Origin of the sequence: Nocardioides lianchengensis (genome assembly GCF_900101465.1) — a bacterium.
GTDB classification, from domain to species: Bacteria; Actinomycetota; Actinomycetes; order Propionibacteriales; family Nocardioidaceae; genus Nocardioides; species Nocardioides lianchengensis.
Window position 1 is genome coordinate 137,488 of the sequence record NZ_FMZM01000009.1, and the last position, 20,538, is coordinate 158,025.

Sequence of the window (20,538 nt, forward strand, 5' to 3'; positions counted from 1 at the left end):
CCGAGACTCCCCCACCGGGCGGGGTCAGTGCGGCGCGAGTCCCAGCCGTCGGGCCAGGTACGGCGCGGTCGCGCCGACGCCGGCCGCCGCGACGTCGTACGGCGTGCCGGTGGCGACCACCCGCCCGCCCGCGTCACCGCCGCCGGGACCGAGGTCGACCAGCCAGTCCGCGGTGGCGATGGTCGGCAGGTCGTGCTCGACCAGGACCACGGTGCTGCCGGCGTCGACCAGGCCGTGCAGCTGGCGCAGCAGCAGGTCGATGTCGGCCGGGTGCAGGCCGGCCGTGGGCTCGTCGAGCAGGTAGAGGGCGTGGCCGCGCCGGGCCCGCTGCAGCTCGGTGGCCAGCTTGATCCGCTGGGCCTCTCCTCCGCTGAGCTCGGTGGCCGGCTGGCCCAGGCGGAGGTAGCCGAGGCCGACGTCGCGCAGCGCCTCGAGGCTGCGGGTGATCCCGGCGGCGGCGCCGTCGAGGAGGGCCGCGGCCTCGTCGACCGACAGGGCGAGCACGTCCGCGACCGAGAGGTCGCGGTAGGTCACCTCGAGAGTCTCGGCGTTGTAGCGGGCACCATGGCAGGTCGGGCAGGGACCGTAGGTGCCGGGCAGGAAGAGCAGTTCGACGGAGACGAAGCCCTCCCCGTCGCAGGTCTCGCAGCGACCGCCGGCGACGTTGAACGAGAACCGGCCGACGCCGTACCCGCGCTGCCGGGCCTCGGGCGTGGCGGCGAAGAGCTTGCGCACCGCGTCGAACAGGCCGGTGTAGGTCGCCAGGTTGGAGCGGGGCGTGCGGCCGATGGGGCGCTGGTCGACGACCACGACCCGGTCGAACGCCTCCGCTCCGACGACCCGGCCGATCTCCACGGGCTGCCCGGAGTCCTCGTCCTCGTCCTCGTCGGCCGGCGGCTCCGGCGCCTGTCCGAGCTCGGCGCGCACCACCTCGGCGAGCACCTGCGAGACCAGCGTGGACTTCCCCGAGCCGGAGACGCCGGTGACGGCGGTCAGCACGCCCAGCGGCAGGTCGACCGAGAGGTCGCGCAGGTTGTGGCGGGTGACCCCGCCCAGGTGCAGCCAGGCGCTCGGCGTGCGCAGCTCGTGCTCGAAGCGCGCCGCACGGCCGAACAGGTGGTCGCTGGTCGGCGACTCCCGCACGCCCTCCAGGCCGGCCACCGGCCCGGACCAGAGCACCTGACCGCCTCCTCCCCCGGCCGCCGGGCCGATGTCGACGACCCAGTCGGCCCGGCGTACGACGTCCAGGTCGTGCTCGACGACGAAGAGCGAGTTGCCGGCGGCCTTGAGCTGGTCGAGCACGCCCAGCAGCGGCTCGGCGTCGGCGGGATGGAGGCCGGCCGACGGCTCGTCCAGGACGTAGACCACGCCGAAGAGTCCCGAGCGGAGCTGGGTGGCGATCCGCAGCCGCTGCGCCTCGCCGGGCGAGAGGGTGGTCGACGTACGGCCGAGGGAGAGGTAGCCGAGACCGAGGTCGAGGAGCAGGTCGATCCGGGCGACCAGGTCGGCGCTGATCCGGACGGCGACGTCGTCCTCGTCCCCGGTGGCCGAGGACCGCAGCAGCTCGACCAGCTCGGTGAACGGCAGGGCGCCGAGGGCGGCGATCGACACGCCCGCGAAGGTGACGGCCAACGCCTCGACGCGCAGGCCGGTCCCGTCGCAGACCGGGCAGGGCGTGCTGCGGACGAAGGCCAGCATCTTGGCGCGCATGGCGGCGCTGGCCGAGCTGGCCAGCACGTGGTGCACGTGGCTGCGGGCGCTGCGGAACGTGCCGTGGTAGTCCCGCCCGCCCCCGCCATCCTTGTCCTGCGGCCGGATCAGCACCGACGGCTGCTCGTCGGTGAACAGCAGCCACTGTCGGTCCTTCGCCGCGAGCTCGCGCCACGGCCGGTCGACGTCGATGCCGAGGTTCTTCACGATCCGGCGCAGGTTGTGGCCCTGCCAGGCGCCCGGCCAGGCCGCGATGGCGCCGTCGCGGATGCTCAGCGCGGGGTCCGGGACCAGCAGGTCCTCGGCCACGTCGTGGGTCACGCCGAGGCCGTGGCACTCCGGGCAGGCCCCGGCGGTCGTGTTGGGCGAGAACGCCTCGGCGGCGAGGTGCTCCGCGCCGGGCGGGTAGCTGCCGGCCCGCGAGTAGAGGATGCGCACCAGGTTGGACAGCGTCGTGATGGTGCCGACCGTCGACCGGGAGCTCGGGGCGCCGCGCCGCTGCTGCAGGGCCACGGCCGGCGGGAGACCGGTGATCTCGTCGACGTGCGGTGCCCCGACCTGCTGGAGCAGCCGTCGGGCGTACGGCGCCACCGACTCGAAGTACCGGCGCTGCGCCTCGGCGTAGATCGTGCCGAAGGCCAGCGAGGACTTGCCGGAGCCGGACACCCCGGTGAACGCGACGATCGCGTTGCGCGGGACGTCGACGTCGACGTCCTTCAGGTTGTGCTCACGGGCTCCACGGACACGGACGTAGCCATCGAGGGGGTAGCTCATCGTGACTGGTAGGTACCCGGCCGCCGCCTGCCCCACAACCGGCGCAATTGCGCCGGTCGTGGAGCGGCGGCCGGTCAGCCCGTGTTGCGCAGCCCGGCCGCGATGCCGTTGATCGTGAGCAGCAGCGCCCGCTGGAGCTCGGGACTGGCGTCGGCGATGTCGTCACCGGTCTCGCGGGCCCGGGCCAGCAGGGCGACCTGCAGGGCGTGCAGCGGAGCGAGGTAGGTGTCGCGGAGGTCGAGGGTACGGCGGAGCACGGGCGCGTGCTCGAGCAGCTCGGACTGCCCGGTGACCTCCAGGACCTCGGCCACCGTGCGCTCGTGCTCCGCGCGGATGGCCGCGAACACCTCGGCCCCGGACTCGGGGGCCAGCGCGCGGACGTAGCGCGCGGCGATGTCGAGGTCGGTCTTGGCCAGCGTCATCTGCACGTTGGACAGGAAGGTCCGGAAGAACGCCCACGATCCGTACATCTCGCGCAGCGACTCGCCGCGACCGGCCTCGCGTGCGGCGGCCAGGCCGGAGCCGACGCCGTACCAGCCGGGCAGGATGATCCGGGACTGGGTCCAGCCGAAGACCCACGGGATCGCGCGCAGGTCGTCGAGGCCGCCGGCGCCGCCGGGGCGCTTGGCCGGGCGGGAGCCGATGTTCATCGAGCCGAGCGCGTCGACGGGGGTGGCCTCCACGAAGAACGGCAGCAGCGCCGGGTCGCGGACCAGAGCGCGGTAGGCCTCCTGACCGGCGCCGGCCACCTGACCCATGGCGGCGTCCCAGTCGGCGAGGACGTCGGGCGGCAGCTGCTGGTCGCGGTGCAGCAGGGTCGCCTCGATGACCGCCGCGAGGGCACCCTCCAGGTTCCAGCGGCCGAGCCCGGGCAGGGAGTACTTGTCGGAGATGACCTCGCCTTGCTCGGTGATCTTGATCGGGCCCACCAGGCTGCCGTTGGGCTGCGCCATGATCGCCTCGGCGGTCGGGCCGCCGCCGCGGCCGACGGAACCGCCCCGGCCGTGGAAGAGCCGCAGCGTCACGCCGTGCGCGGCGGCGATGTCGCGCAGGGCCCGCTGGGCGCGGTGGATCTGCCACTGTGAGGCGGCGATGCCGGCGTCCTTCGAGGAGTCGGAGTAGCCGAGCATGATCTCCTGCACGTCGCCGCGCGCGGTCACCACCCGGCGGTACGACGGGTCGCCCAGCAGCGCCTCGAGCAGCGGCCCGGCGAGCTCGAGCTCCGCGACGGTCTCGAACAGCGGGGCGAAGCCGATCCGCGCGGTCGCCGGCTGCTCGGGCGAGCCGAGGTCGACCAGGCCGGCCTCACGGGCCAGCACGACCGCCGCGAACAGGTCGTCGACGTCGTGGGTCATCGACACGATGTAGGTCTCGACGGTGTCCGCGCCGTACAGGTCGAGCGCCTGGCGGATGGTCCCCATCAGGTCGAGCGACGCGGTCGCCGCCTCGCCGAGCCCGCTGACCGCGGCGCCCGCCAGCGGGCGGCGCGAGCCCATCTCGGCCGAGAGCAGGGCGATCCGCTCGGGGCGCTCCAGCTCGTCGTACGGCGCGTCGAGCTCGCCGAGCCGGTCGAACAGCTCCGCCAGCGCCGCGTGGTGCTTGCCGCTGTGCTCGCGCACGTCCATGGTCGCCAGCTGGGTGCCGAACGCGACGGCGGTGCGCAGCAGCCGCAGCACCGTGCCGTTGCCGGTCAGGTCGTCGCCGTGGGCGAGCATCGAGTCGCGGACCAGCTGCAGGTCGGCGACCAGCTCGTCGAACGACGCGTAGTCGCGGCCCGGCTCGTGCGGCGTGCCGTTGACGACCCGGTCCCGGGTGCGCTGCAGGCGGACCCGCACGAAGCTCAGCTTGAGCCGGTAGGGCTCGTCGGCGTTCAGCCGGCGGATGGTGCTCCAGGTGACCGGCAGCGCCGCGGCGTCGACCTCGAGCGACTCGCGCAGCGCCTCGCTGCACGGCACCACCCGGGTCGAGGACGTCATCTCGGTGAGCGCCTCCTCGACGAGGCCGACCAGCTCCGCCGTACCGGAGAGGAACTGCAGGCGGAGGATCTCCAGGGTGACCGCGGGCGTGACGTTGGGGTTGCCGTCGCGGTCGCCGCCGGCCCAGGTGCCGAACCGCAGGGGGCGGGCCGTGGCCGGCAGCTCGAGGCCCAGGCGGGCGACCTGCCGGTCCAGCTCCTCGAGCAGGTCGGGGACGACGTCCTCCGCGATCGAGCGGAGGTAGTAGACCGCGGTCCGCGCCTCGTCGACCGGCTCCGGCCGGACCGCCCGGAGCTCGTCGGTCTGCCAGACCAGGTCGACCAGCTCCGCCAGCCGGCGCTCGTCGCGCGGCCGCTGGGACGCGGGCCGCGACCGGTCCTCCAACAGCGCCACCGTCTCGGCCACCTTGCGCAGCAGTCGCAGCACCGTGCGCCGCGATGCCTCGGTCGGGTGCGCGGTGAACACCGGCCGGTACTCGACCTTGCCCAGCACCTCGGCCACCAGCGTCGTGTCGAGCTCGCCGGCCTCCACCGCGGCCGCGACCCGGTCCACCGTCTGGGTCAGAGGGCCGGCGGCCTGGCCGGTCACCTCGCGCCACCGGTGCAGCTGCTCGGTCACGTTCACCAGCTGGAAGTACGCCGTGAACGCCCGCGCGAGCTGGACCGCCGTGGCGTCGTCGACCGACCCCAGCACCGCGACCAGCTCCCCGTCGTCCTGCCGGGCGAGCACCCGCACCCGCTCGACGAGGGCCAGCAGCTCCGGCCCCTCGTGGCGACTCAGGGCCTCCCCGAGCAGCGTCGTCAGCTGCCGTACCGACGCGCGCAGCGCCGTGTGCTGCTCGTCGGAGGACACCCCCGACCCGAACTGGGCGACGTCCGGCTCACGCCGGTCCGCGTCGATCATGTCCTGGGTACTCGCGTCAGCCACGGGGGTCAGTCTCCCGGGTCCGCGCACCGGCTGGACGACAGGGCTGTGTCCATGAGATGTCAGTGCGCCTCCTCGACCGACCGCGAGTCGGTCAGCGTGAGCGCCCCGGCGCCGGCGACCAGCCCGACGACGACCGCAAGGACCGCGTAGGTGATCCGCTCGCCGTGGAAGAAAGACGCGACCAGGTCGCTGCTCCACACGCCCGCGGGGAGCCGGGTCGTCACCAGCGCGGCGATCAGGGTGCCGACGACCGCCGTACCGACGCTGGTGCCGACCTCCTGGGCCGTGTCGTTGAGGGCGGTGCCGATCGAGGTGCGGTTGGCCGGCATCGCGTCGACCAGGGCGACCGCGCAGATGGTCATCACCGTGCGCAGGCCGATCGTCATGGCGACCATGCAGACCGCGATGGCGGCGTACCCGTGGTCGACGCCCCACGACAGGCCCCCGAGCGAGCCGGCGAGGAAGCCGGCACCGACGAGGCAGGCGATCCGGTGGCCGAACCGCTTCGCGAGCCACTCGGACAGCGGCGTCGCGGCGATCATCGTGACGATGATCGGCAGGTTGGCCAGGCCGGCCCGGACCGGGCTCCAGCCGTAGGCGTACTGGAAGTGCAGGATCAGGCCGAACATCACGCTGGCCATCGCGATCGACGTACCGACCTGCGCGATGGCTGCGCCACGGACGGTGCCGCTGGAGAAGAGGCCGAGGTCGAGCATCGGCTCCGGCGTACGGCGCTCGTGGCGGACGAAGGCGAACCCGGCGGCGACGGCGCCGACGATCGAAGCGATGGTGACCGCGGAGAGCCAGCCGTGCTCGACCCCGCTGGTCAGCGACCAGCAGGCCAGGCCGATGGTGGCGATGCTGAGGACGGCGCCGGGCAGGTCGAGCCGGTCCTTCGTGAGGTCCTCGGGCCGATCGGGCGCGACGCCGCGCCGTACGCCGATGGCGGCGATCAGCGCGATCGGGGCGTTGACCACCAGCAGCCACTCCCAGCGCACGTGGGCCAGCGCCGTGCCGCCGAGCAACGGGCCGAGGACGAACCCGGACATCCCGACGATGATCATCAGCGTCATGGCGCGCATCCGCAGCGCCTTGTCGTCGAACAGGCGGAAGACCAGCGAGTTGGTGATCGGTGCCATCGCGGCCGCGGCCAGGCCGAGCGCGGCCCGCAGCGCGATCAGCTCGCCCGCGGTCTCCACCAGGACGACCAGCAGGCTCAGCGAGCCGAAGACCGCCAGCCCGACCAGCAGCACCCGCCGCCGCCCGAGCCGGTCGGCCATCGCCCCGGCCGTGAGCAGCAGCCCGCCGAAAGTGAGCGAGTAGGCGCCGGTGACCCACTGCAGCGCCGTCGTACCGCTGCCCAGGTCGCGGCCGATCGTCGGCAGCGCGATCGACAACAGCGTGTTGTCGACCATCTCGACGAAGAACGCCAGGCAGAGGGCGGCCAGCGGGATCCAGGCCGCCCGGAGGGAGGTGTAGGTGCTCGACGGCGCGGACGTCGTCACAGGGGTGGTGGTCATGGCGGTGACGCTAGGGAGCCGCGCCTTCACGGCGGTTTCGAGTCGCTTTCACGTCGCCTTCACGGTCCGCGAACCAGACGATCTGAACCTGTTCAGTTCTGGACCGATCCGTGGGACCTTGGACCATGACGTGGACGCAGGACGTACCGCTCGTGCCCCGCTACGCACTGCTCGGCGCCGTCGGCCTCGGGGTGACGGGCGCCGTCGCCGGACTCGTCCTCGGACTGGCCGCCCACCCCGCGACCGCCTGGTTCGCCGTACTGGAGGTCGGCGTTCCCGCCGCCCACCTCGGCCTCCTGGCGGGCCTGGGCGCGGGCGCTGTCCGGGTCCGAGCTGGCCGCATCGCCCGACGCATCGCCGGACCGACGACGTGAGTCCGGGGCGCCTCAGTCGTCCCGCCCGCAGGTCTCGACGTACCTGAGCCACGCGACCGGCACCGCGCGGACCACCGCGGCGTCCAGGCCGGCTCCGGGCGCACCTGTCGCGAGGAGCAGACACCCGTCACGGGGCGTGTGGACGTGCACCGAGTCGACGAACTCCTTGCGGCCGTCCTCGAACACCAGCAGAGCCGCCGTCACCATGGGCCTACCGGAGAGCGCGCACCCGTGACCCTGCCGAGGGTTCTCGGTCAGGGCTGCGGAGTGGTGCCGGTGTGGTCGCGGACGAAGTTCAGACCGTTGGGTGATTGCCAGATGAAGGTGGTGTCGTCGATCTTGTCGTAGCGCCATCTGGTGTGGGTCTTGGCGCGGTGATGTCGCCGGCAGAGTGGTGCGATGTTGCAGTCACACGTCGGCCCGCCACTGGATGCTGGGTCGCTGTGGTCGTGGTCGCACGATCTGGCCCGGCGTCGGCACCAGGGGAAGACGCAGGAGTGCTGAAGCAGCGCCTGGCGTTCCTTCAACCGGTTGGGGACCTCGTAGGCGTCGACGTGGATGTGACCGGCGAGGTCGATCACCGGCTTGATCACGACCTGGCTGTCGCTGCTCTGACACCAGGACCGCACCTGCTCCACCGAGATCATCGACCGAGTGTTCTCAACCCGGGCGATCGCAGCGTCGGCGAGGTGCACGTGCACGACGACCTGGCGGGGTCGCTTGCGGTCCGGGTCCGGCTCGGCGTTGAGATCCAACGTCAGCTGGCGGCGGGCAAGGTCCCCGACCGCGATCGAGCGACGCGCATCGAGGGACAGGTCCGCGGCGATCGTGCCGAGGTGGGACGCACCCCGGGCGACCGCGTCCTCCAGATCCAGAGCGTCGACCAGGTCCAGGGTCCCGCGGACCTCGACGTGGCCGTCGAACGAGACCTGCTGGGACTCGATGTCGAAGTGCCGCACCTCGGCCGCGTCACGTGCCCGTTGGGCTGCTGTTTCGGGGTCGAAGCGGGTCCGGGCTTCTTCGATGGTGCGGTCGAGTTGGGCGATGGAGATCTTGTGTGCCACTGAGGCGACGTGGGTGTCGACGAACTCGGCGCCGTCTTCGGGGAGGTCGATGGTCTCGGCGGCGATGCGGCGGGCCTTCCACACCGGCAGGTCCAACGACTGCACGCGCTCGTAGACGCGTGGCAGGCGGTGGGCGAGTTCGACGGCGTGGCCGAGGTAGATCCGCCCGGAGTCGGAGGACATTCCGAGGGCGGCGGAGAACTCCAGCACGGAGAACTCGGCGATCAGGGGTGCTCCGGGGCCGGCAATGGCCATCTCGTCCTCACAGCCGCGGATCCACACCGCTGCCGCATCCTGCAGGGAGTCGGTGGAGTGCATGCCGGCCCAGGTCACCGCGGCGGCAAGCTGGTTCGCGGCCGCGCGCATCTCGTCGTGTCGCTCGGAGCGCACGTAGGACAGCACTGCCGAAGCGGTGTCGCAGTCGTCGAGGTCCCGTGCCATGCGCCCATTCTAGTCGAACACATTATCGAATGCGAGAGTCGTTCACAGCCTTGTTCGAACGGTCGACCCGAAAAGACCGAAAGCCAGAAGCAGCCTCGTGATGGCCCTTGATCACCGCGGACGATGAGCCCCCTTCTTTCTGTAAATGTCTTCGAACCGGCCTGGTGCACCGAGCAGACGCCACGGCAAGGTCCGACCTACCGGAGGTTGCTTGCTGGCTGCGGGGGTCTCGACGGGCGCTCAGGACTTCGTCCTTCACTGCTCGACCACCGGCGGGGACCACCGGTGGCGGGGGCTGACCTACCGGAGGTTGCTTGTTGGCTGCGGGGGTCTCGACGGGCGCTCAGGACTTCGTCCTTCACTGCTCGACCACCGGCGGGGAGCACCGGCGGAGAACCTGGGGGTGCAGGTTCACCTGGGTCGGGTGAGGCGGGGGCGGGCGGGGCGGCGGCAGGTTCGCGGGGTGTCCACCGACCTCCCGCACGTCCACCCCCGCCGCCGCGTGGCGCTGCTCGGCGTACGCGCCCTGGCCTGGATCGTCTACGCCTACGTCGTCGTGACCGAGGCGGTGCTGGCGCTCGGGTTCACGCTGCTGCTGTTCGGGGCCAACCCGGACGCGTCGTTCGTGGCGTGGTCGTACCGCTCGCTCGACCGGGCGATGGAGCCGTTCCGCGGCATCTTCACGCCGATCGACCTGGGGCTGAGCGGCAGCCAGGAGGTCGGGGCCGTGCTCGACACGTCCGTGCTCTTCGCCATGCTCGTGTACGCCGTCGCGGCGTGGCTGGTCAGCTCGCTGCTCGACTGGATCGGCGGGTTCCTGGAGCGGTTGGCCGAAGCGGACGAGCGAGCGGTGGACCCGGGGACTACTGCAGGGCGGCCGTGAGCCGCATGACGTTGTCGACGTACGCCGTCCACCAGCCGCGCCCGTGCCACTGCTCGGCGGTCAGCTCGGTCGACGCCGCACGGTAGCCGTCCTGGACGACCCCCAGCCCCTCGACGAGCGCCGTGCTCCGGGCGAAGAGGACGCACTCGTAGTTGAGCGCGAAGGAGCGGTAGTCCAGGTTCGACGACCCGATCACGGCGAGGTCGTCGTCGACGGTGAGGAACTTCGCGTGCAGGACGTACGGCGCCGGGTAGAGCCAGATGCGCACGCCGACGTCGAGCAACGCGCCGTAGTAGGAGCGCTGGGCGTGGGCGACCATGAACTGGTCGGCGACGGCCGAGACGAAGAGCTCCACCTCGACGCCGCGCTGGGCGGCCGTGGTCACGGCGTAGAGCAGGGTCTCGTCGGGGACGAAGTACGGCGAGGTGAGCGAGATCCGGCTGCGGGCGGCGTACAGCATCGAGTTGAAGAGCCGCAGGTTGTTCTCGGTGGCGAAGCCCGGCCCCGACGGGACCACCTGGGCCGCCACGCCGGGGACGCCCGACGCGAACGGGTCCGGAGCGGCCGGGCCGAGCGTGTGCGACACCGGCTCCCCGGTCTCGGCGACCCAGTCGGTGGCGAACACCACCGCGAGCTGGCGGACGGCGGGCCCGCTGACCCGGGCGACCAGCTCCCGGTAGGTGAGGCCGCGCCGGTGGTTGCCGGGGTCGTCGTACCCGGGCTCGATGAGGTTCTGCGAGCCGATGAAGCCGACCCGGCCGTCGACGACCAGGATCTTGCGGTGGTTGCGCAGGTCGGGGCGCCGGACCTGGCCACGGAGGGGGTCGATGCGCAGCATCGGCGCGTGCCGGATGCCGGCGTCCTGCAGCCGGCGCAGGAGGTCGCGGTAGCCCGGGACGCCGCGGCTCCCGAGGTGGTCGAAGAGGAGCCGGACCTCCACGCCGCGGGCGACCGCGGCCCGCAGTGCCTCGAAGAACCCGTCCGTGGCCTCGTCCCACGCGGCGATGTAGAACTCCACGTGCACGAAGCGCTCGGCCCGCTCGACCTCGCGGCGCATCGCGTCGATGCTGCCCTGGTAGTCGGGCAGCACCTCGACGGTGTTGTCGTGGGACATCGGGAACGCGCCGAGGCGGCGGTTGAGCTCCGCCATCCCGGCGACCTCCCCCGGCGGCGGCTCCCGTACGACGGGCTGCGCGGGGACGGCCGCGAGGACGCGGTCGTTGACCTCGCGCTGCCACGTGCGCCGTCGCCGGCCGACGGAGGTCGACCCGACGAGGAGGAAGGCCACCACGCCGAGGAACGGGACGGCGAGCACCAGGATCAGCCAGGCCATCGCCGTCGACGGCTTGCGGCCGGCGGGCAGGACTCCGAGGGCGACCACGCAGACGGCGGCGTGCAGCAGCGCCGCCGCCGCACCGAGTGCCGCGACGAGCCAGCCGGCGTCCACCGGGCTACCCGAGCAGCCGGAGCTTCGCGGCGGCGAACTCCTCGTCGGTCAGCGCACCGGACTCGTGCAGCGTGGCCAGTCGGGTGAGCTGGTCGCCGATGCCGGCCGAGGCGGCCGCGGCCGGGGCGGCCGCCTGCTGCTCGTAGGCCTCCGCCTCCGCCTCCTGCTCGGCGTTGCGCTGCTGCCGGCGGTCCAGGGCGTTGCGGGTCGCGGTGGCGGTGCCGGCGATGACCGCGGTGCGGGCCACGGTGCCCAGCAGGCCGGGCCGGCCGAAACGTCGCATCAACATGGTCAGCTCCTCTCGGCCGCGTAGGCCGCCGTGACGTCGGCCTCGGGGATCCGGGCGTAGAACGCGAGCTCGGCGCCCAGGTCGTCGAGCTGCCGGCTGACGTCGCGGGCCCACGCGTGCTCGATCACCGCCACCACGGCCTGCTGGTCGGGCGGGAGCGACACCGCGAAGGTCTCCAGGTCCTCGCCCGAGAGCAGCGTGTGCGGGTCGAAGGTGAGGCCGGCGAGCTCGGGGATCCGGAACATCTCGTGCTCGACGTCGCGCGCCTCCAGGACGCCGTCGTCGTCGCGCAGCAGGAAGACCAGGTCGATCAGGCGGACCGCCTGCTGGTCGACCGGACGGCGCAGGACGTCGGTCATCCGCTCGGGGCTGACCCCTAGTGGGAACGCCAGGCACAGCACCTCGACAGGTCCTCGCTCCATCGGCCATCTCCCCTCGTGTCGGCTCGTCGTACGCAGGCTAGGAGCGCGCCGTGCGACGGGGGTCACCCCAATCAGGTGACCCGCATCGGGGCCGCGCGCACCGACCATCCGGGGGTGGACAGCACTTCGTCGCGCGCCCCCGACACCGGCCTCCCGCGCGGACTGGTGGTGCTCCTCGGCCTGGCCGCCGCGGTCATCGTCATCGCCGGGATGCGCGGCGCGGCCTCCCTGCTCGGACCGGCTTTCCTGGCCCTGGTCCTCACCATCGCGGCCCACCCAATGCGCGGGTGGCTCGACCGCTCCCTGCCGTCATGGCTGGCGACGCTGCTCTGCCTGCTGGTGGTGAACCTGGTCATGGTCGCCCTGGCGGTGACCCTGGTGGCGGCGACGGCGCGGTTCGCGACGCTGCTGGCCGACTACGAGGCGGAGTTCAACGCGTGGACGCTCGACGCCGCCGACCGGCTCCACCAGCTGGGCGTGTCCCCGGAGCAGATCCAGCACGTCGCCGACTCGTTCGACCTGTCCCGGCTCACCGGCCTGGTGACGGGGGCGGTCACCGGGGTCCTCGGCGTCGCCTCGAGCCTGGTGTTCATCGTGACCCTGGTCCTCTTCATGACCATCGACGGCAGCCAGTTCCCCCGGCACCTCACCGAGGCCGCCCGGGTGCGGCCCGGCCCGGTCGACGCGCTGGCCACGTTCGCCCACGGGACCCGCAGCTACCTGCTGGTGTCCACCGTCTTCGGGCTCATCGTCGCCGTGCTCGACACCGCCGTGCTCGCGCTGCTCGACGTACCCGCACCGGTCCTGTGGGGGCTGCTGGCGTTCCTGACCAACTACATCCCCAACATCGGGTTCGTCATCGGCCTGGTCCCGCCGGCGGTGCTCGCGCTGCTCGAGGGCGGTCCGGGGCTATTCCTCGCGGTCGTGGTCATCTACTCGGTGCTCAACGTGGTGATCCAGTCGGTCATCCAGCCGAAGGTCGTCGGCGACGCGGTCGGACTGTCGACCACGCTGACCTTCCTGTCGCTGGTGTTCTGGTCGTGGGTCATCGGGCCGCTCGGCGCGATCCTGGCCATCCCGCTGAGCCTGCTGGTCCGGTCGCTGCTCGTGGACGCCGACCCGGCGAACCGGTGGCTCAGCCCGCTCGTGGCCAACCGCGACGCACCGTGAGCGGCGACGAGCCGGAGTCCCGCGCGTGGATCCAGGCCTGGCTCGGCGACCTGCGGCCCCGGCGCCGGCACTTCCGCTCCGACCTGGTCGCCGGGCTGCCGGGTGCCATCTCCAGCGTCCCGGACGGGATGGCGGCCAGCGTCCTGGCGGGGGTCAACCCGGCCCACGGTCTCTACGCCTCCTTCGCCGGGCCGGTCGCCGGCGGGGTGTCCAGCTCGACCCGGCTGATGGTCGTCACGACCACCAGCGCGGCCGCCCTGGCCGCCGGCTCCGCCGTCGAGTCGTTCGGTCCCGACCAGCGCTCGGACGCGCTGCTGTGGCTGACCCTGATGGGGGGTACGGCGATGGTCGCGGCGGCGCTGCTCAACCTCAGCCGGTTCGCCCGCTTCGTGTCCCGCTCCGTCCTCGTCGGGTTCCTCGCCGGGGTGTCGGTCAACATGGTGCTCGGCCAGCTGCCCGACCTGCTGGGGATCGCCGCCGACGGGGACCTGGCGATCACCCGCGCCGCGGACGTCGTACGACGGCTGCCGGACGTCGACGGTCCGTCCGCCGCCGCGGGCCTGGTCGCGCTGCTGGTCCTGGTCGTCCTGGGTCGGACGCCGGTGGCGGTGCTGGGGTCGCTGCTGGCCCTCGCCGTCCCGACCGTCGCCGTGCTGCTGGTCGGGGCCGGGTCGGTGGCGCTGGTCGAGGACACCGGACGGATCCCCCACGGCCTGCCGCCCCCGCAGCTGCCCGACCCGGCCGCGTTCGACCTGTCGCTGGTCGGCGGCGCGCTCGCCGTGGCCGCGCTGGTGCTCGTCCAGGGCGTCGGCGTCGCTGAGGCGGTCCCCAACCCGGACGGCTCCCCCACCTCGACCCGCCGCGACTTCACGTCGCAGGGACTCGCCAACGCCGCCTCCGGCCTCTTCGGCGGGATGCCGGTCGGCGGGTCCGTCGGGCAGACGGCGCTCAACGTCAGCGCCGGCGCCCGCTCCCGCTGGGCGTCGATCTGGTCCGGCCTGTGGATGGCGGTCATCCTGCTCGCGTTCTCGGGCGTCGTCGGCGAGGTCGCGATGCCGACCCTCGCGGCCGTCCTCGTCTACGCCGGCTGGGGCAGCGTCCACCCCCGCGAGCTGCTCGCCGTGGCCCGGGCCGGCCGGATCCCGGCGGTCGCCATGCTCGGCACCCTGGGGGCCGTCCTGGTCCTCCCGGTGGCCGAGGCGGTGGCGGTCGGGGTGGTCGCGTCGCTGCTCCTCCAGCTCAACCAGGACTCCCTCGACCTGCGGGTCGTCCGCCTGGTCCGCACCCCCGACGGCGCCGTGCGCGAGGAGCCGCTCCCGACCGAGGTCGGACCCGGGGACGTCGTGGTCGTGAACGTCTACGGGTCGCTGTTCTACGCCGGCGCGCGCACCCTCCAGCGCCGGCTGCCGGTCCCGCGGCCGGGCGGTCCCGTCGTGGTGCTGCGGCTGCGGGGCCGGACCACCCTCGGCGCGACGTTCCTGAAGGTCGTCGGCGACTACGCGCAGCAGCTCGCGGCCGCCGACGGCGAGCTGTACCTGACCGGGGTCGACCCGGACGTCGCCGCCTCCTGGCGGGACGGCCCGCTGGCCGGGGCGGCCGGCCACCTGCACGTCGTACCGGCCACGGAGGTGCTGGGCGCGTCGACGTGGGCCGCGGTCGCGGCCGCGACGGGTGAGCCGCCCGGCCCGGTCCACGCGGTGCGCCCGTCGTGACGCCCCCGCGTGTCGCCTGGGACCGGGCGGCCCTGGTCCGAGGTGCCGTCCTCGGCGCGCCCGCGGCCGTGGTCGCGGCGGGCGACGTCCGACTGGGGGCGGTGCTGGCCGTCGGCCTGGTGCCGGCGACCGCCGTCCCGCTGCCGCCGCGCCGCCGCGACCGCGCCCGGGTCGCGCTGCTCGGCAGCCTCGTCGCCGCGTCGCTCGTGCTGGGTGGGCTGCTCGCCCGGTGGCCGCCGGCCGCCGTCGTGGGGATCCTGGTGCTCGCGGTCGGCGCCGCCCGGCTGGCCAGCGTCCGGCCCCGGCTGTCCCTGGTCCTCTACCTCTGCCTGCCCCTGACCGCGGTCGGGTTCAGCTTCCCGGGGCTCGCGACCGTCGGGCGGCTCGCCGCCGTGATGGTCGCCGGCTCGGTGTGGGCGGCCCTGGTCGGCCTGGCCTGGCCCGCCGGACCCGACCGCCCGGACCCACCATCCCCACCGGCCGGTACGACGGACCGCGGGCTGGTCGGGTTCGGCCTCCGGGCCGGGCTGGCCGGCGCCGTCTGTACCGCGATCGGCTTCGCCGCCGACCTCGAGCACGTCGGCTGGGCCCCCACCGCCGCGCTGCTCGTCATGCGGCCGAGCCCGCGGTTGCAGGCGACCCGATCCTGGAACCGGGTCGCCGACGTCGTCCTGGGGGCGGCGCTCGCAGTGGCCACCGTGACCCTGGACGTCCCCGCACCGGTGGTCGCCCTGCTCGTGCTCGCGACCGTGATGACGATGACCGCCGTGGCCGGCAGCGGCTGGTACCTGACGCCGCTCTTCACGACCTTCCTCGTGCTCCTGCTGCTGCTCGCCGGCGACGTCGACGACGCGACGACGCGCTTCCGGGAGCGGGTCGGGGAGACCCTGCTCGGGGTGGGCGTCGCCGCGATCGTCAGCGTCTCGGCGCGGGCCCTCAGTCGTCGGGGATCGTGACCACCTCGACGACGCTGATGCCGAGCGAGCTGAGCAGGTTGAGCACCCCCTGCAGCTCCTGCTGGTCGAGCAGCTCACCGGTCAGGGTGGTCTGGGCCCGGTGGTGGCGAGCCGTCAGGTGGGGGAAGGCGCCGGCGAGCTCGTCGGACACCTCGGCGTCCACGCGGATCATCATCTTCACCACGCCGCCACCCCCTGGCCGAGGATCGTCACGCCGATGACCAGCAGCAGCACGGTCATGACCGCGGCGTTGTGGACGGTCAGCCACTGCCGGAGCTCGTCGAGGGGCTGCTGCATCCGCTGCTGCGCGACCAGGTAGGCGAGCACCGGCACCACCACCGTGCACGAGCCGAGGGCCACGAAGAGCAGGACGGCGACCACGGTCTTCCCGGCGGACAGCCCACCGGTGCCGATGGTGACGCCAGCGCTGAGGCACAGGGTGAGGTTCTTCGGGTTGGCCCCGGACAGCAGCATCCCGAGGCCGAGGGCCTTGGTCGCCGTGACGGTGTCGAGGGCGCTCATCCACCCCGGCATGACCGGGTCCTCGCCCGGGTGCGGCCGGCCGCGCCAGGTCCGGAGCGCGAGCAGCACCGCGAGCACCCCGAGGAGGATCTTCAGGACGGCCGCCAGCGTCGAGGGGTCCCCGTCCTCGGTGTCGTCGACGGGGTCGACGGCCACCGCGACGGCGACCACCACCGCGCCGATGCCGAGCACCCAGCCCAGACCGAAGGCGACCGAGGCGGCCCGGGCGTGCGGCGCGAGCAGCATCAGGATCACGGCGATGACCGGCACGGGCGAGACGGCCACGCCGAGGGCCACGGGCAGCAGCTCACCGATGACCTCGCCCACCGTGACTCCTCCTCTGCCCTCGACGTGCCGCGACCGTAGGCGCGGCCACCCGGACAGGGGTTCACGAGTTTCGGGCGAAGCACGGGCCCGTCGTACCGCCCGACGGTGGGGCGTGGCCACGACCGCGAGCGCCTGGGCCGTCGACGTGCCGGTCGTCGGACTCGACCTGACCGTCTCCAGCGTGCTGTGGGGAGCCGCGGTCGCGCTCGCCACCACCCTCGTCGCCCGGTACGCCGCCCGCGCGACCCTCCACCTCGGGCACCGGGTCCAGGGCGTCGCCGACGACCTCGCGCTGCAGGCGTCGCGGGTGGTGCGCTACTTCGTGATCCTGGTCGGCGCCGGGGTCGTGCTGGCCATCCTGGGCGCGCCGGTCCAGCCGCTGCTCGCCGCCATGCTGCTGGTCCTGGGCGCCGCGTTCCTGATGCTGCGTGGCATCGCCGACAACTTCGGGGCCGCCCTGGTCATCCAGACCCGGCACCCGGTCCGGCTCGGGGACCTGGTCGAGTCCGGCGGCCACCAGGGTCACGTCGCCGACCTGAACTCCCGCTCGGTCGTGCTGGCGGCGCTCGACGGGCGGACCGTGCACATCCCCAACCGGCGGTTCATGGACGAGCCGCTGGTCAACCACTCCACCCGCGGCGCGGTGCGCTCGGAGATCCAGGTCCGCGTCGCCCACCCGGAGCCCGGGCCGGCGACCGGGCCGGCGACCGGGGAGGCTCTGGTCGCCACCGCGGCGGGCGTCCACGGCGTGCTGCCCTCCCCGGCGCCGCACGTGCTGCTGGTCGCCGTCGACGCCGGCCGGGTCACCTACGCCCTCCGGTTCTGGCACCACCCCGACGCCGGCCCCCAGGTCGCCTCGCACGTGACCGCGGCGCTCCACGAGGACCTGGTCGCCGCCGGTCGGCCCGCCGCCCTCGCCTGGCCACCGCCCGACGCCCCGCTCACCGCCCCCGGCGACCTCTGACCCGTACGACGAAGGAGTCCCCCATGTCCGCCGCCCTGCTCGTCCTCGTCGGTGCCGTCCTGTGCTTCCTGGGCGCCTTCTCCGTCCGGGTCGCCGTGCTGGCCGCCGGGTTCGGGACCGGTTGGCTGCTCGCCACGGCCCTGGGCGCCTCGACCACCACCGTGCTGCTGGTCGCCGGCGCCGGCGCCGTCGTCTCCTTCGTGTCGACGTACCTGCTCTCGGCCTTCCTGTTCTTCGTCGCGGGCGTCGTCGTCGGCTCGGTGGTCGGGGCGCGGCTGTTCGTCGTCGTCGACCGGGGCGACTCCGACTGGCTGCTCTCGGTCGTGTTCGTGCCGGCGGTCGCGGTGGTCTGCGGTCTGCTCGCCGACCGGTGGCGGCAGCGGTTCCTGGGCTGGGCGACGGCGGCCGCCGGGTCCGCGCTGCTGCTGTCCGGGATCGGCCGGCTCGGGACCGACTCGACCGGGTGGTACTGGCGACCCGACACCGCGACCGGCACGACTGTGTTCGCGGTGTCCTGGCTGGTGCTCACCCTGGTCGGGCACCGGGTCCAGCTGGGCAGCCGCCGCGATCAGCCCGCCAGCTGAGCGAGACCGCGACCGACGAAGAGCAGCCCGAAGGCCACCAGCACGACCACCCCGATCGCGCGGTTGTGGGCGAGCAGCCAGCCGGTCGCGTCCCGCAGCCACCGACGACCCCGTCTCCCCGCGACGACGAACACCAGCGTCGGTACGGCGAAGTCGAGCATGCTCGCCGCCAGCAGCAGCCCCACCCCGCCCAGCCGGGCACCGGTCCCGGCGTCGGAGGTCAGGACGATCCCGAGACCGGACGCGAGGATGGCGATGTTGGGGTTCACCGCGGCCAGCAGCAGCCCGGCCCCGACCACCAGGCGCGGCGCCGGGTCGCGCAGACGCACCACCCAGCCCGGCGGCGATCCGGTCCGTGCCGGCGAGTGCGCCCACGACCACGCCCCGGCGGCCAGGAACAGCACGCCGGCCCCCAGGCTGATCCCGCCGCGGGCGGTCGACGGGTCGTCGGTCGTCGTACCCGCGGCCTCGCCGAGGGCGAGCACCAGCACCGAGACGCCGGCGTAGACGGCCAGGAACGAGCCGGCGAGGGCCGCGACGTTGCGGAACGGGTGCGACGACCCGAGCAGGAGCAGGCACGCGACGACCGCGGCAGGCGTGACCAGCAGCCCGAGCATCTCGGGGACCAGCTGCGTCGCGAGCTCCCACACGGTCCGACCGTCGTCCGGCCGGGCGGCGTCCGGCGTCACCTGTTCCGGGGGAACTGCCCGCCCGTACGACGGACCTAGCCTCCCGCGAGGTGAGGCTCCTCGCGCCGTCGTTCACGGCCTACCCGCGCTCCTGGCTGCGCCCCGACCTGGTCGCCGGGCTGACCGTGTGGGCGGTGCTGGTGCCCGAGTCGCTCGCCTACGCCACCATCGCCGGGGTCTCCCCCGTCGTCGGCCTGTACGCCGCCGTGCCGGCCCTCGTCCTGTACGCCGTCGTGGGGTCCTCGCGGCACCTGGTGGTCGCCCCCATGTCGGCCACCGCCGCGCTGTCCGCGGGGGTGGTCGCGACCGTGTCGGGGGGCGCCGCCGACGCCGCCGCGCTGACCGCCGGCCTCGCGCTGGCCACCGGCCTGGTCGCGGTGGCCGCGGGGGCGCTGCGGCTGGGGTTCCTGGCATCGTTCATCTCCGAGCCGGTCCTCAAGGGCTTCATCATCGGGCTCGCGCTGACCATCATGATCGGCCAGCTGCCCGCGCTGGTCGGCGTCGACAAGGGCTCGGGCAGCTTCTTCGAGAAGCTCTGGGACCTCCTCACCCACCTCGGCGACGCCGAAGCCCTGGCCGTCGCGGTCGGGCTCGGCAGCCTGGCGGCGCTGCTGGCGCTCCGACGGTTCGTCCCGCTGCTGCCCGGCTCGCTGGTGGTCGCGCTGGCCTCCATCGGGCTGGTCGCCGTCCTCGGGCTCGACGACGACGGCCTCGACATCGTCGGCCACATCGACTCGGGCCTGCCGGTGCTCGGGCTCCCGGACCTGGGCCGCGGCGAGGTCGCCGACCTGCTCGCGGGTGCCGTCGGCGTGATGCTGGTCGGGTTCGCCGAGGGCCTCGGCGCCGCCAAGACGTACGCCGCCCGCAGCGGCTACGACATCGACCCCGACCGGGAGCTCCTCGGCCTCGGCGCCGCGAACCTCGGCGCCGGTCTCACCTCGGGGATGGTCGTCAACGGGAGCCTGTCGAAGACCGCCGTCAACGGCTCGGCCGGAGCCCGCAGCCAGGTCTCCGGCCTGACCGCGGCCGCGCTCACGGTGGTCACGCTGCTGTTCCTGACCGGCCTCTTCGAGCAGCTGCCGGAGGCCACGCTGGCCGCGGTCGTGGTCGCCGCGGTGGTCGAGCTGGTCGACGTGGCCTCGCTCCGGCGGCTGTGGCGGGTCCAGACCGGCCGGCTCTCGCGGGTCTACCGGGTGACCAGCCGGGCCGACTTCTTCGCCGCCGTCGCGGCCCTCCTCGGCGTGCTCGTGTTCGACACCCTGCCCGGGCTGGTCATCGGGATCGCGGTGTCGCTGACCCTGCTGCTCGCCCGCACCTCGCGGCCGCACGTCGTCCCGCTCGCTCCGGTCGGTGCCGGGCCGGACCGGCCGTGGGTCGACGCGGCACGCCACCGGGGCTACCCCACCGTGCCGGGGGTGCTCGTCGTCCGGGTCGAGGCGCCGCTGCTGTTCGCCAACGCCGACTACGTCCGCACCCGGGTCCGCGCTCTGGCCGCCGACGTCCCCGGCCTGCGCCTGGTCGTCCTCGACGGCCGCTCGACGCCGTCGGTCGACGTCACCGCCGCCCAGATGCTGGTCCAGCTCCGGTCCGACCTGCGCCGCGACGGCGCCGAGCTCGCGCTCGCCGAGGACATCGGCCAGGTCCGCGACGTGCTCGCGACCGCCGAGCCCGAGGGCGAGCCGCCGCTGCACCCCACCATCGAGGCGGCGATCGCGGCCCCGCCGTTCACCAGGAACGGGTGAGCCGGGCCCGTCGTACCACGACGTGGACTCGGGGCCAGGAAACGC

General features: G+C 73.7%; 19 protein-coding genes. 8 read left to right on the top strand and 11 right to left on the bottom strand.

Annotated elements, in window-relative coordinates:
• Positions 1–24 precede the first annotated feature (24 nt).
• From BLT76_RS16980 to BLT76_RS16990, 3 genes are all read right to left on the bottom strand, one after another.
• Entirely contained in the window at positions 25–2,484 is a 2,460-nt protein-coding gene (locus tag BLT76_RS16980) for an excinuclease ABC subunit UvrA (protein ID WP_090858790.1), read from the bottom strand.
• 74 nt (positions 2,485–2,558) lie between these two features.
• On the bottom strand, positions 2,559–5,387 hold the full coding sequence (ppc, locus tag BLT76_RS16985) for a phosphoenolpyruvate carboxylase (protein WP_211753027.1): 2,829 nt from the start codon (positions 5,385–5,387) through the stop codon (positions 2,559–2,561).
• Positions 5,388–5,446: 59 nt separating this feature from the next.
• A complete protein-coding gene (locus BLT76_RS16990) occupies positions 5,447–6,907 on the bottom strand; it encodes an MFS transporter (protein WP_090858796.1) in 1,461 nt (486 codons plus the stop codon).
• A 125-nt stretch (positions 6,908–7,032) separates the two neighbouring features.
• Here BLT76_RS16990 and BLT76_RS16995 point away from each other — a divergent pair, with 125 nt between their 5' ends.
• Positions 7,033–7,281 (top strand): hypothetical protein, encoded by a 249-nt coding sequence (locus tag BLT76_RS16995; protein WP_090858799.1) that lies wholly within the window; start codon positions 7,033–7,035, stop codon positions 7,279–7,281.
• Positions 7,282–7,293: 12 nt separating this feature from the next.
• Here BLT76_RS16995 and BLT76_RS17000 read toward each other — a convergent pair whose 3' ends face one another.
• Positions 7,294–7,488 (bottom strand): hypothetical protein, encoded by a 195-nt coding sequence (locus tag BLT76_RS17000; RefSeq protein WP_090858802.1) that lies wholly within the window; start codon positions 7,486–7,488, stop codon positions 7,294–7,296.
• 47 nt (positions 7,489–7,535) lie between these two features.
• Positions 7,536–8,786 carry an HNH endonuclease signature motif containing protein gene (locus BLT76_RS17005; protein ID WP_090858805.1) on the bottom strand — a complete coding sequence of 417 codons (1,251 nt, stop codon included), beginning with the start codon at positions 8,784–8,786 and terminating at the stop codon, positions 7,536–7,538.
• Between the two features lie 463 nt (positions 8,787–9,249).
• Between BLT76_RS17005 and BLT76_RS17010 the strand changes: the two genes are divergently transcribed.
• Positions 9,250–9,669 (top strand): YggT family protein, encoded by a 420-nt coding sequence (locus BLT76_RS17010; RefSeq protein ID WP_090858809.1) that lies wholly within the window; start codon positions 9,250–9,252, stop codon positions 9,667–9,669.
• On the opposite strand, the gene cls is transcribed toward BLT76_RS17010, so the two are convergent.
• From cls to BLT76_RS17025, 3 genes are read right to left on the bottom strand one after another with little or no spacing between them, the layout of a single operon-like run.
• Positions 9,650–11,116, bottom strand: coding sequence for a cardiolipin synthase (gene cls / locus BLT76_RS17015; protein ID WP_090858813.1), 1,467 nt, complete (start codon positions 11,114–11,116; stop codon positions 9,650–9,652). The two genes, BLT76_RS17010 and cls, sit on opposite strands and share 20 nt — an antisense overlap.
• Positions 11,117–11,120: 4 nt before the next feature.
• Positions 11,121–11,405, bottom strand: coding sequence for an SHOCT domain-containing protein (locus BLT76_RS17020; protein ID WP_090858817.1), 285 nt, complete (start codon positions 11,403–11,405; stop codon positions 11,121–11,123).
• A gap of 2 nt (positions 11,406–11,407) precedes the next feature.
• Complete coding sequence (locus BLT76_RS17025) at positions 11,408–11,827, bottom strand: DUF6325 family protein (protein WP_139175631.1); 420 nt, start codon at positions 11,825–11,827, stop codon at positions 11,408–11,410.
• Positions 11,828–11,941: 114 nt separating this feature from the next.
• On the opposite strand from BLT76_RS17025, the gene BLT76_RS17030 reads away from it, so the two are divergent.
• The 3 genes from BLT76_RS17030 to BLT76_RS17040 are packed head-to-tail and all read left to right on the top strand — an operon-like array spanning position 11,942 to position 15,665.
• Positions 11,942–12,997 (top strand): AI-2E family transporter, encoded by a 1,056-nt coding sequence (locus BLT76_RS17030; RefSeq protein ID WP_244509449.1) that lies wholly within the window; start codon positions 11,942–11,944, stop codon positions 12,995–12,997.
• Positions 12,994–14,709 (top strand): SulP family inorganic anion transporter, encoded by a 1,716-nt coding sequence (locus tag BLT76_RS17035; protein WP_244509450.1) that lies wholly within the window; start codon positions 12,994–12,996, stop codon positions 14,707–14,709. The genes BLT76_RS17030 and BLT76_RS17035 overlap by 4 nt, the downstream gene beginning before the upstream one ends.
• A complete protein-coding gene (locus tag BLT76_RS17040; RefSeq protein WP_090858826.1) occupies positions 14,706–15,665 on the top strand; it encodes an FUSC family protein in 960 nt (319 codons plus the stop codon). Before BLT76_RS17035 ends, BLT76_RS17040 begins: the two co-directional genes overlap by 4 nt.
• On the opposite strand, the gene BLT76_RS17045 is transcribed toward BLT76_RS17040, so the two are convergent.
• Positions 15,646–15,849 (bottom strand): hypothetical protein, encoded by a 204-nt coding sequence (locus BLT76_RS17045; RefSeq protein ID WP_090858829.1) that lies wholly within the window; start codon positions 15,847–15,849, stop codon positions 15,646–15,648. The two genes, BLT76_RS17040 and BLT76_RS17045, sit on opposite strands and share 20 nt — an antisense overlap.
• The gene (locus BLT76_RS17050) at positions 15,843–16,514 is read right to left on the bottom strand and encodes a GAP family protein (protein ID WP_090858832.1); all 672 of its coding nucleotides are present in this window, start codon (positions 16,512–16,514) and stop codon (positions 15,843–15,845) included. The genes BLT76_RS17045 and BLT76_RS17050 overlap by 7 nt, the downstream gene beginning before the upstream one ends.
• 112 nt (positions 16,515–16,626) lie before the next feature.
• Between BLT76_RS17050 and BLT76_RS17055 the strand changes: the two genes are divergently transcribed.
• Together BLT76_RS17055 and BLT76_RS17060 are read left to right on the top strand one after the other, a co-directional pair.
• On the top strand, positions 16,627–17,478 hold the full coding sequence (locus tag BLT76_RS17055; protein WP_170867110.1) for a mechanosensitive ion channel family protein: 852 nt from the start codon (positions 16,627–16,629) through the stop codon (positions 17,476–17,478).
• 23 nt (positions 17,479–17,501) lie between these two features.
• A complete protein-coding gene (locus BLT76_RS17060) occupies positions 17,502–18,062 on the top strand; it encodes a hypothetical protein (protein WP_090858837.1) in 561 nt (186 codons plus the stop codon).
• Here the strand turns inward: BLT76_RS17060 and BLT76_RS17065 are convergent.
• A complete protein-coding gene (locus BLT76_RS17065; RefSeq protein ID WP_139175636.1) occupies positions 18,047–18,712 on the bottom strand; it encodes a GAP family protein in 666 nt (221 codons plus the stop codon). The two genes, BLT76_RS17060 and BLT76_RS17065, sit on opposite strands and share 16 nt — an antisense overlap.
• Positions 18,713–18,801: 89 nt before the next feature.
• On the opposite strand from BLT76_RS17065, the gene BLT76_RS17070 reads away from it, so the two are divergent.
• Complete coding sequence (locus BLT76_RS17070) at positions 18,802–20,493, top strand: SulP family inorganic anion transporter (protein WP_090858844.1); 1,692 nt, start codon at positions 18,802–18,804, stop codon at positions 20,491–20,493.
• Positions 20,494–20,538: the final 45 nt, after the last annotated feature.

Coding starts and splice junctions, on each gene's coding strand:
- BLT76_RS16980 (WP_090858790.1), bottom strand. CDS start 2,484: ATGAGCTACCCCCTCGATGGCTACGTCCGTGTCCGTGGAGCCCGTGAG.
- BLT76_RS16990 (WP_090858796.1), bottom strand. CDS start 6,907: ATGACCACCACCCCTGTGACGACGTCCGCGCCGTCGAGCACCTACACC.
- BLT76_RS16995 (WP_090858799.1), top strand. CDS start 7,033: ATGACGTGGACGCAGGACGTACCGCTCGTGCCCCGCTACGCACTGCTC.
- BLT76_RS17000 (WP_090858802.1), bottom strand. CDS start 7,488: ATGGTGACGGCGGCTCTGCTGGTGTTCGAGGACGGCCGCAAGGAGTTC.
- BLT76_RS17005 (WP_090858805.1), bottom strand. CDS start 8,786: ATGGCACGGGACCTCGACGACTGCGACACCGCTTCGGCAGTGCTGTCC.
- BLT76_RS17020 (WP_090858817.1), bottom strand. CDS start 11,405: ATGTTGATGCGACGTTTCGGCCGGCCCGGCCTGCTGGGCACCGTGGCC.
- BLT76_RS17025 (WP_139175631.1), bottom strand. CDS start 11,827: ATGGAGCGAGGACCTGTCGAGGTGCTGTGCCTGGCGTTCCCACTAGGG.
- BLT76_RS17060 (WP_090858837.1), top strand. CDS start 17,502: ATGTCCGCCGCCCTGCTCGTCCTCGTCGGTGCCGTCCTGTGCTTCCTG.